Here is a 10,304-nt window from a genome sequence, read left to right as displayed (position 1 = left end):
CCTCGCAGACTCATTATTGTTGTTAACCGCTTTGAACCGAATTTATCAGGTCTGACTTTTCGGTCAATGATTTTCTGACTTAAAGGTCAGGAAAACCTGTTTTGGCGATCAACAACGCGTTCCATCAGTATTGACCCTCTCGGGATAGCCTGCTTTTTTGCGGGAATCGTGCCAAAAACCGCTGAGTGGGCACTCCGCCACAACCCCTCATGTGCGCTACACTGCGCCGCCTGTGCAGATCGAAAGAGTTTGAAGGACAATCATGACGTTCAAGGCGCCGGATAGCCTCGCCGAGCAAATTGCTCACCACCTCGCCGAACGCATCATTCGCGGTGAAATGAAGCCCGGGGAGCGGATCCAGGAACAAAAGGTCACGCTGGCCCTCAATGTCAGTCGCGGCTCGGTCCGTGAGGCCTTGTTGATCCTCGAGCGTCGCCACCTGATCGCGATCCTGCCGCGACGGGGCGCGCACGTGACCGAGTTGACGGCGCACAAGGTTCAGAGCCTGTGCACATTGATGAGCGAGCTTTATATCCTGCTCGGCAATGCAGTAGCTGCCGGCTGGAAAGTCCAGGCCGACATGGCGCCGTTCGTGCAGATCCAGCAGCGCCTGACCGACAGTTTCGAGCGCCAGGACATCCGCACCTTTGTGGATGACAGCTTCAATGTGATGCGCGCTGCGTATCCGTTCGCCAATAACCCGTATTTGCAGGAAACCGTCGAAAATCTGCAGCCGGCCATGAGCCGTGCGTATTTTCTCGCCCTGGATCAGCGCAAGGCATCGATGAGCGAGTTCCTTGAGCTGTTCGAGCGCTTGCTCGCCGCCGTGCTGGCGCGCGACTTTGCGCAAATCCGTGAAGTGCTGACCGCCTATGGCCAACGCAGCTGCGATCTGGTGGTTTCCGCCCTGACGGACGCCTAAGCGTGCGGCTCAAGTGCATCAAGCTGGCGGGGTTCAAATCCTTCGTCGACCCGACCACGGTGAACTTCCCCAGTAACATGGCGGCGGTGGTCGGGCCCAATGGTTGCGGCAAGTCGAACATCATCGACGCCGTTCGTTGGGTGATGGGCGAGAGCTCGGCCAAGAACCTGCGCGGCGAGTCGATGACCGACGTCATCTTCAACGGCTCCACCAGCCGCAAGCCCGTGAGCCAGGCGAGCATCGAACTGGTGTTCGACAACTCTGACGGCACGCTGCTGGGCGAATACGCCGCCTATGCGGAAATCTCCATTCGCCGCAAAGTGACCCGCGACAGCCAGACCACCTATTACCTCAACGGCACCAAATGCCGTCGTCGCGACATCACCGACATCTTCCTCGGCACTGGCCTGGGGCCGCGCAGCTACTCGATCATCGAGCAGGGGATGATCTCCAAGCTGATCGAGTCCAAGCCTGAGGACCTGCGCAATTTTATTGAAGAAGCGGCGGGCATCTCCAAGTACAAGGAGCGCCGACGCGAGACCGAAAACCGCATTCGTCGCACCCACGAAAACCTCGAGCGCCTGACGGACCTGCGCGAAGAGCTGACGCGTCAACTCGAGCGCTTGCATCGCCAGGCCGAGTCGGCCAGGAAGTATCAGGAATACAAAGGCGAGGAGCGTCAGCTCAAGGCCCAACTGTCGGCCTTGCGCTGGCAGGCGTTGAACGATCAGGTCGGCCAGCGCGAGGCGATCATCGGCACCCAGGAAGTCACCTTCGAAGCCCTGGTCGCCGAGCAGCGCAACGCCGACGCGAGTATCGAACGCCTGCGTGACGGGCACCACGATCTGTCCGAGCGCTTCAATCTGGTGCAAGGGCGCTTCTATTCGGTCGGTGGCGATATTGCCCGGGTCGAACAGAGTATCCAGCACGGCCAGCAACGGTTGCGCCAACTGCAGGACGATCTCAAAGAAGCCGAACGCGCGCGCCTGGAAACCGAATCGCACCTGGGCCACGACCGCACGCTGCTGCTGACCCTCGGCGAAGAGCTGGACATGCTCACGCCAGAACAGGAAGTCACCAGCGCAGCCGCTGAAGAAGCCGCTGCCGCGCTGGAAGAATCCGAAACCACCATGCACGGCTGGCAGGAGCAGTGGGACACGTTCAACCTGACGGCTGCCGAGCCCCGTCGCCAGGCCGAAGTTCAGCAGTCGCGCATCCAGCAGCTGGAAACCAGCATGGAGCGTCTGGCCGATCGTCAGAAGCGTCTCGGCGAAGAGCGTGCGTTGCTGTCGGCGGACCCGGAAGACGCCGCGATCATGGAGCTCAGCGAGCAGTTGGCCGCCAGTGAAGCGACGCTGGAAGACTTGCAGGCCAGTGAAGAGGCCCAGGTCGAACGCCTCGAACAACTGCGCCAGGAATTACAGCTCGCGCTACAGAATCAGCAACAGGCACAGGGTGATCTGCAGCGTCTGAACGGACGCCTCGCATCCCTCGAGGCCCTGCAGCAAGCTGCGCTCGACCCTGGCACCGGCACCGCTGAATGGCTGCGTGAGCAACACCTGGCGGACCGTCCCCGTCTGGCCGAAGGCCTCAAGGTTGAAGCCGGTTGGGAGTTGGCGGTGGAAACCGTTCTGGGTGCCGACCTGCAAGCAGTGCTGGTGGATGATTTTGGTGATTACGACCTGGCCGGGTTCGCCCAGGGCGATCTGCGCTTGCTCAGTCCGGCCAGTGACGGGCTGCGTGTTGCCGGCAGTTTGCTCGACAAGGTTGAGGCGCTGATCGATCTGTCGCCTTGGCTGGGGCAGGTCAAACCGGTCGACAACCTCGAACAGGCCCTGGCCCAGCGCAGTCAACTGAGCGCCGGCCAGAGCCTGATCAGTCGCGACGGTTACTGGGTCGGCCGGCACTTTCTGCGCGTGCGTCGGGCGAGTGAAGCGGAAAGCGGCGTGCTGGCTCGGGGTCAGGAAATCCAGAGCCTGAGCATTGAGCGTGAAGAGCGCGAAGCCACGGTCGAAACCCTGGAAACCCAGCTGCAAAATCTCAGGGCACAGCAGCGTCAGCAGGAGAACGGCCGCGAACATTTGCGTCGCCTGTTGCAAGACGAAGCGCGTCAGCAAGGTGAGCTGAAAGCCCAGTTGTCCGCCGGCAAAGCCAAGGTCGAGCAATTGACCCTGCGCCGCACACGGCTGGACGAAGAGCTCACCGAACTCGCAGAGCAACGTGCCCAGGAACACGAAGAAATCGGCGAGGCGCGCCTGCAATTGCAAGAGGCCCTCGACAGCATGGCCCTCGACACCGAGCAACGCGAGCAGCTGATGGCCCAGCGCGACAGCCTGCGCGAACGGCTTGATCGCGTGCGGCAGGAAGCCCGCCAGCATAAGGATCATGCGCATCAGTTGGCGGTGCGACTCGGTTCGCTCAAGGCTCAGCACGATTCAACACGGCAAGCATTGGAACGACTGGAAATGCAGTCCGAACGCCTGACCGAAAAGCGCGAGCAATTGAGCCTCAATCTGGAGGAGGGCGAGGCACCGCTGGAAGAGCTGCGCCTCAAGCTTGAAGAGTTGCTAGACAAGCGCATGACTGTCGACGAAGAACTCAAGACCGCGCAGATCGCCCTGGAAGACGCCGACCGCGAATTGCGCGAGGCCGAGAAGCGCCGCACCCAGGCCGAGCAACAATCCCAGCTGATTCGCAGTCAACTGGAAATGCAGCGCATGGAATGGCAAGCGCTGACGGTGCGTCGCAAGACCCTGCAGGATCAGTTGCTGGAAGATGGCTATGACCTGCACGGCGTGCTCGCCACGCTGACGGCAGAGGCCAACGAGAAAGACGCCGAAGAAGAACTCGAACGCATTGCTGCACGGATTCAGCGCCTGGGTGCGATCAACCTCGCGGCCATTGACGAATACACGCAGCAATCGGAGCGTAAGCATTATCTGGATGCGCAAAACGACGATCTGGTCGAAGCGCTCGACACCCTCGAGAACGTGATTCGCAAGATCGACAAGGAAACCCGTAACCGCTTCAAAGATACCTTTGATCAGATCAATGGCGGTTTACAGGCACTTTTTCCAAAAGTTTTCGGTGGCGGACGCGCGTATTTGGAACTGACGGGCGAAGATCTACTCGATACAGGGGTAACGATCATGGCGCAGCCGCCAGGAAAGAAGAACAGCACCATCCATTTGCTCTCCGGTGGCGAAAAAGCCCTGACCGCATTGGCCCTGGTTTTTGCGATCTTCAAGCTCAATCCCGCGCCGTTCTGCATGCTCGATGAAGTGGATGCGCCTTTGGATGACGCGAACGTTGGACGCTATGCACGGCTGGTCAAAGAGATGTCCCAGACAGTGCAGTTCATCTACATCACCCACAACAAGATCGCCATGGAAATGGCCGATCAACTGATGGGGGTGACGATGCACGAACCGGGCTGTTCGCGACTGGTGGCGGTGGATGTCGAGGAGGCGATGGCGTTGGTGGACGCCTAGCAGCGTAGCCACAAGCGGCAAGCTTTGAGCGGTCAGTGACGAGCTTGCGGCACCTGGCTTGGAGCTTGTAGCAGCGAAGCCCTGTAAAGTTGCCTTTGGTCGTGCTAGTTTAATATCAATTTTTCGTATGCGTGGGCAAAACGCCTGTCAGAACATAGAGTTGGCGCCACGTTTTAAAGCGGTTTGCGAGTTGTAAACCCCTTATTTTTCAGCATTTTTTATAGAGGCACGGGATTACATGGAAATCGGTCTGCGCGAGTGGCTGATCGTCATCGGCATTATTGTCATTGCCGGTATTCTTTTTGATGGCTGGCGCCGTATGCGCGGCGGCAAGGGAAAACTGAAATTCCGTCTTGACCGAAATTTATCCAATCTGCCGGACGAGGACACCAGCGCCGAGCTGTTGGGCCCGCCCCGCGTCCTGGACACCCATAAGGAACCGCAGCTGGACGAGCATGATCTGCCGTCGGTGAGCATGCCGGCCCGTGACGCCCGTGAATCGGGTGCCAAGCGTGGCAAGCGTGGCCATGGCGAGCCGTCCCAGGGCGACCTGAACCTCAACCTCGACCTGGACGGCGGTCCGAGCTTCAGCAGCCGTGACGACGATTTCCCGGACGACACCAAGCCGGCGCACGCCAGCAGCGAGCGGGATCAGCCGCAAGCCGAGGAAGTGCTGGTAATCAGCGTGATCTGCCGTGACGCGGCCGGCTTCAAAGGCCCGGCGCTGCTGCAGAACATTCTGGAAAGCGGCCTGCGCTTTGGTGAAATGGATATCTTCCATCGCCACGAAAGCATGGCTGGCAACGGTGAAGTGCTGTTCTCCATGGCCAACGCCGTGAAGCCGGGGGTGTTTGACCTGGACGATATTGACCACTTCAGCACGCCGGCGGTGAGCTTCTTCCTCGGCCTGCCAGGCCCGCGTCATCCGAAGCAGGCCTTCGAAGTGATGGTGGCGGCGGCGCGCAAGCTGTCCCAGGAATTGAACGGCGAATTGAAAGACGACCAGCGCAGCGTGCTGACCGCCCAGACGATCGAGCATTACCGTCAGCGCATCGTGGAATTTGAACGTCGTGCGCTGACCCAGAAACGATAGAGGCAAAAAGATCGCAGCCTCGTTTTACTCGACAGCTCCTACAGGGACCGCGTTCTTTTCTGTAGGAGCTGTCGAGTGAAACGAGGCTGCGATCTCTTGATCCAGATAAGATTGAGCAGCCTAGGCTGCTCTTTTGCTTTATGAGAGAACACCCATGACCGCCGCCAAAACCCGCATTCTAGAGCTGCGCACCGAGCTCGATCAGCACAACTATCGCTATCACGTGATGGATGAGCCGAGCATTCCGGACGCGGAGTACGATCGCCTGTTCCACGAGCTCAAGGCCCTTGAAGCCGCGCATCCGGAACTGGTCACCAGCGACTCGCCCACCCAGCGCGTTGGCAGCGCGGCATTGTCGGCGTTCACCCAGGTGCGTCATGAAGTGCCGATGCTCAGCCTCGGTAACGCCTTTGAAGAAACCGACATGCGCGAGTTTGATCGTCGGGTCACCGAAGGTCTGGATCTGCCGGTCGGTGACCTGCTGGGCGGCGGTGCGGCGGTTGAATACAGCTGTGAGCCCAAGCTCGATGGCCTGGCGGTCAGCCTGTTGTATCAGGATGGCGTACTGGTGCGCGGCGCGACGCGTGGCGACGGTACGACCGGTGAAGACATCAGCGTCAACGTGCGCACCGTGCGCAACATCCCGCTCAAGCTGCAAGGCAGCGGCTGGCCGGCGACCCTGGAAGTCCGTGGCGAAGTGTTCATGTCCAAAGCCGGCTTCGAGCGGCTCAACGCCACTCAGCTGGAAGTCGGCGGCAAGACCTTCGCCAACCCGCGCAATGCCGCCGCTGGCAGCTTGCGCCAGCTGGATTCGAAGATCACCGCCAACCGTCCTCTGGAATTCTGCTGTTATGGCATCGGCCAGGTCTCGGCCGACATCGCCGACACCCACATCGGCAACCTCAAGCAGCTGCAACAGTGGGGCATGCCAATCAGCCGCGAGCTGAAGCTGGCCCACGGTATCGACGAATGCCTGGATTACTACCGCGACATCGGCGAACGTCGCAACAGCCTGGCTTACGAAATCGACGGCGTGGTGTTCAAGGTCAACAGCATCGCCTCCCAGCGCGAGCTGGGCTTCCGTGCGCGCGAGCCGCGCTGGGCCATCGCGCACAAATTCCCGGCGATGGAAGAGCTCACCGAACTGCTCGACGTCGAGTTCCAGGTCGGACGCACCGGCGCGGTCACCCCGGTGGCGCGCTTGAAACCGGTCAAGGTCGCGGGTGTGACCGTGGCCAATGCGACCTTGCACAACATGGACGAAGTCGCGCGACTGGGGCTGATGATTGGCGATACCGTGATTATCCGCCGCGCGGGCGACGTGATCCCGCAGGTGGTGCAAGTCGTCACCGAGCGCCGCCCCGAAAACGCCCGGGCGGTGCAGATTCCCGAACAATGCCCGGTGTGTGGCTCGCACGTCGAGCGCACCCAGCTGGTCAAGCGCAGCAAGGGCCGCGAGACGGTCAGTGAGGGCGCGGTGTATCGCTGCGTCGGTCGCCTGGCCTGTGGCGCACAGCTCAAGCAGGCGATCATCCACTTCGTCTCGCGCCGTGCCATGGACATCGAAGGCCTGGGCGACAAGAGCGTCGAACAGTTGGTCGACGAAGGGCTGGTGAGCTCGCCGGCAGATCTGTATGCCCTCAAGTTCGAGGACATCGTCGACCTCGAAGGCTTTGCCGAGCTGTCGAGCAAAAAACTCCTCAGCGCCATCGAAGACAGCAAGAAGCCGAGCCTGGCGCGTTTCATCTACGCCCTCGGCATTCCCGATGTCGGCGAAGAGACGGCCAAGGTCCTGGCGCGCTCCCTGGGTTCCCTGGAGCGCGTGCAGCAAGCCTTGCCGCAAGTGCTGACGTACCTGCCGGACGTCGGCCTGGAAGTGGCACACGAGATCCACAGCTTCTTCGAGGACGCGCACAACCGCCAGGTCATCGCCGAATTGCTCAAGCACGGCCTGGAGATTCAGGACCAGGGCGAACTGGGCGCCGAATTCTCCGCCAGCACCACCCTGGGCGGGTTCCTCGACAAGCTGCACATCCCCTCGGTGGGCCCGGGCGGCGCACAGAAGCTGGCCGACAAGTTCGGCTCGCTGGAAGCGGTGATGAATGCCGACTGGCTGGACATGCGCCAGGCCTTGCCGGAAAAGCAGGCGAACGCGGTGCGGGAGTTTTTCGCCATTGAAGACAATCGCCAGCGCGCGTTGAAGGCCGAGGCGCAGTTGAACGAGTTCGGCATGCACTGGCTGAGCGAGAAAAAAGTCGTCGAAGGCTTGCCGCTGGCCGGGCAAACCTGGGTCCTGACCGGTTCGCTGGAACTGATGAGCCGCGATGTGGCCAAGGACAAGCTGGAAAGCCTGGGCGCCAAGGTCGCAGGCTCGGTATCGGCCAAGACCCATTGCGTGGTGGCAGGACCGGGTGCGGGTTCGAAGCTGGCCAAGGCCAACGAGCTGGGGCTCAAGGTGCTGGACGAAGAGGCGTTTGTCGGGTTCCTGAAAGACCACGGCGTCCCGATCTGACAAACAGGATCAACAGATCGTCCGATCGCGGCCCGAGCCTGCGGCAGCTCCTACAGGGCGCTCACACCACCCCCGTTGGAGCTGCCGGAAGGCTCGAGCCGCGATCGGACGATCTTTTGATCCACCCAGCAAACTCCGGGAACGATATCCCAGCCCCAATGATCTAGTCTTGGCCAGCCCCAGGGAGAGATCGCCATGTACCGCTTCTTCGAACAGCTCAGTTCCCGCATCGCCGCGCCTTTTATCAGCGAGACGTCCCGCAACAGCAAGGTCTGGCAGTGCCGCTGCGGGCAGTCGCTGTTCTTCAGTAACAGCCAGTGCCTGGCCTGCTCAGCAATGCTGGGCTATCAGCCGGAAAAAAGCCGCCTGTCCTCCCTGCAACCCGGCCCGCAGCCCGACACCTGGCTGCTCGACGCCGAGCCCGAGGCAGGGCTGCTGCGCCGTTGCGCCAACCTCGACTCCCCAGCCGCCTGCAACTGGCTGCTGCCGGCCGATGACCACAACGCCCTGTGCATGGCCTGCAGCCTCAACCACACCATCCCGGACCTGACCATCACCGAGAATCACGAACGCTGGCGCAAGGTCGAGACGGCCAAGCGCCGTCTGGTGGCGCAACTGGTCAGCCTGGGGTTGCAAGTGATTCCCAAGACAGTCGACGAAGACACCGGCCTGGCATTCGACTTCATCGGCGTCGATCTCGAAGGGCAGGCGCCCACCACCGGGCACGCCAACGGCCTGATCACCCTGGACATCAAGGAAGCCGACGACGCCCATCGGGAAAAAATCCGGGTGCAGATGCACGAACCTTACCGCACGCTGCTCGGGCACTTCCGCCACGAGGTCGGTCATTACTACTGGGACCGCCTGATCGCCAACAGCCACTGGCTGGAGCCGTTTCGCAATCTGTTCGGCGACGATCGCGCCAGCTACGCCGAGGCGCTCGATCGCCATTACCAGCAGGGCGCCCCCCTGGACTGGCAGCAACACTGCGTCAGCGCCTACGCCACCATGCACCCCTGGGAAGACTGGGCCGAAACCTGGGCGCACTACCTGCACATGATGGACGCCGTGGACACCGCATTGGGCTTTGGCATGAGCGCCCGGGAGATGGATTTCGACTACCAGCCATTTCCGCTCGACACCCTCTACGACCCCCAGCATCCCGGTGGCCCGGCGTTCCTGTCCTTCGTTAACGCCTGGATCGAACTCGCCGGCATGCTCAACGAACTGTCACGCAGCATGGGCCAGCCGGATTTCTACCCCTTCGTCCTGCCACCAGCGGTGATCGCCAAGCTGCACTTCATCCACCTGGTGATCCAGGAGGAGGGTGGCAGGGCGGATGAGGTATTGGCGCAAGCATAATTCCGGCTGGTGCTGCCGAAGGCTCGGGCCGCGTTCGGACGATCTTTAAGGGCTAACGCATGTCATTGACCGGACTCATTTTTTTTTATCCTGTTGAACGGTTGTAACTTCGTCTCAGATAGGTACAATGGCGCGGCTCGCCGACAGGTGAGTGCCGTTATGGTGACCCCATCGGTCCCCCCGCAACGATTACCCGTGAACCTGGTCAGATCCGGAAGGAAGCAGCCACAGCGGGAACATTGTGTGCCGGGGTGTGGCTGATGGGGTTACCACCTATCTCCAAGTCGTTGCGCCTGCAACGATGCTCCAGTCAAAAACCTCAAATGCGCCAGCGCCCAGATCACCTCAGCGGTGAACTCTGACGGGCAAGCGTGCTTGCAGTGATTTCTGTGCGACCCGATACAGAGTTGCCTTAGGAGCATTGCATTCTGCAGCAACGCCAAACACCCCAGTCCGTGGATTCAGGCGTCAGGGTTGGATGAATTCCCTGGTGGCGTTTTTAGCCCAAACAGGCGATCAGCTATCCGCCGACCCCGCTCGAGCCCTTCCTCCGTCAACCAAATAGACTTGTTCCTGTTTACCGGATCAGTGATTAAACCTTGTTGATGCAATCGGTTCATGATCTCGAAATCGAATCCTTTCCAGGTGTTACCGTCGTTGAAACTGAAGGCTGCCAACAGGGCAAGCACAGCGTCTTCAACCAGTTTGTCGTCGTACTCCATGATTGCTGCTCCCCTCATATTCAATGAGTGTCTTCAATGAGCGTCGTCACGCGGTGACTGGTGCTCCACAATCCGCTTCGACCTACCTAAGATTAGTGCGGTTAGCAGGTCAACTCCAGCGAGCAGATATGGAACAGGCACTCAACGGCGCATCGCGCGCGCGACGCGTCTGCAGACTTGCTGGAGGATGAGTTCAAGCCGA

Annotated in this window: 6 protein-coding genes and 1 other RNA gene; 6 read left to right on the top strand and 1 reads right to left on the bottom strand. The window is 60.7% G+C overall.

From position 1 onward, the window contains the following. Positions 1–262: 262 nt before the first annotated feature. The 6 genes from H7698_RS02715 to ffs all read left to right on the top strand — a co-directional run bounded on the left by H7698_RS02715 (position 263) and on the right by ffs (position 9,646). A complete protein-coding gene (locus H7698_RS02715) occupies positions 263–922 on the top strand; it encodes a GntR family transcriptional regulator (protein ID WP_162440790.1) in 660 nt (219 codons plus the stop codon). A 2-nt stretch (positions 923–924) separates the two neighbouring features. Next, the gene (smc, locus tag H7698_RS02710; protein ID WP_194690492.1) at positions 925–4,413 is read left to right on the top strand and encodes a chromosome segregation protein SMC; all 3,489 of its coding nucleotides are present in this window, start codon (positions 925–927) and stop codon (positions 4,411–4,413) included. Positions 4,414–4,651: 238 nt separating this feature from the next. Next, on the top strand, positions 4,652–5,506 hold the full coding sequence (gene zipA, locus H7698_RS02705; RefSeq protein ID WP_194690491.1) for a cell division protein ZipA: 855 nt from the start codon (positions 4,652–4,654) through the stop codon (positions 5,504–5,506). A 154-nt stretch (positions 5,507–5,660) separates the two neighbouring features. Then, positions 5,661–8,018, top strand: coding sequence for an NAD-dependent DNA ligase LigA (gene ligA, locus H7698_RS02700; RefSeq protein ID WP_122838108.1), 2,358 nt, complete (start codon positions 5,661–5,663; stop codon positions 8,016–8,018). Between the two features lie 195 nt (positions 8,019–8,213). Next, entirely contained in the window at positions 8,214–9,380 is a 1,167-nt protein-coding gene (locus tag H7698_RS02695) for a zinc-binding metallopeptidase family protein (protein ID WP_122838109.1), read from the top strand. A gap of 169 nt (positions 9,381–9,549) precedes the next feature. Further along, positions 9,550–9,646: signal recognition particle sRNA small type (gene ffs / locus H7698_RS02690), an RNA gene on the top strand. 195 nt (positions 9,647–9,841) lie between these two features. Here the strand turns inward: ffs and H7698_RS02685 are convergent. Continuing rightward, the gene (locus tag H7698_RS02685) at positions 9,842–10,102 is read right to left on the bottom strand and encodes a DUF6429 family protein (RefSeq protein WP_194690490.1); all 261 of its coding nucleotides are present in this window, start codon (positions 10,100–10,102) and stop codon (positions 9,842–9,844) included. Positions 10,103–10,304 lie beyond the last annotated feature (202 nt).

It is taken from the genome of Pseudomonas sp. p50(2008), assembly GCF_015351605.1.
Lineage (GTDB): Bacteria > Pseudomonadota > Gammaproteobacteria > Pseudomonadales > Pseudomonadaceae > Aquipseudomonas.
This window is presented reverse-complemented; position numbering and strand designations above follow the sequence as displayed.

Coding starts and splice junctions, on each gene's coding strand:
- H7698_RS02715 (WP_162440790.1), top strand. CDS start 263: ATGACGTTCAAGGCGCCGGATAGCCTCGCCGAGCAAATTGCTCACCAC.
- H7698_RS02695 (WP_122838109.1), top strand. CDS start 8,214: ATGTACCGCTTCTTCGAACAGCTCAGTTCCCGCATCGCCGCGCCTTTT.
- zipA (WP_194690491.1), top strand. CDS start 4,652: ATGGAAATCGGTCTGCGCGAGTGGCTGATCGTCATCGGCATTATTGTC.
- ligA (WP_122838108.1), top strand. CDS start 5,661: ATGACCGCCGCCAAAACCCGCATTCTAGAGCTGCGCACCGAGCTCGAT.
- H7698_RS02685 (WP_194690490.1), bottom strand. CDS start 10,102: ATGGAGTACGACGACAAACTGGTTGAAGACGCTGTGCTTGCCCTGTTG.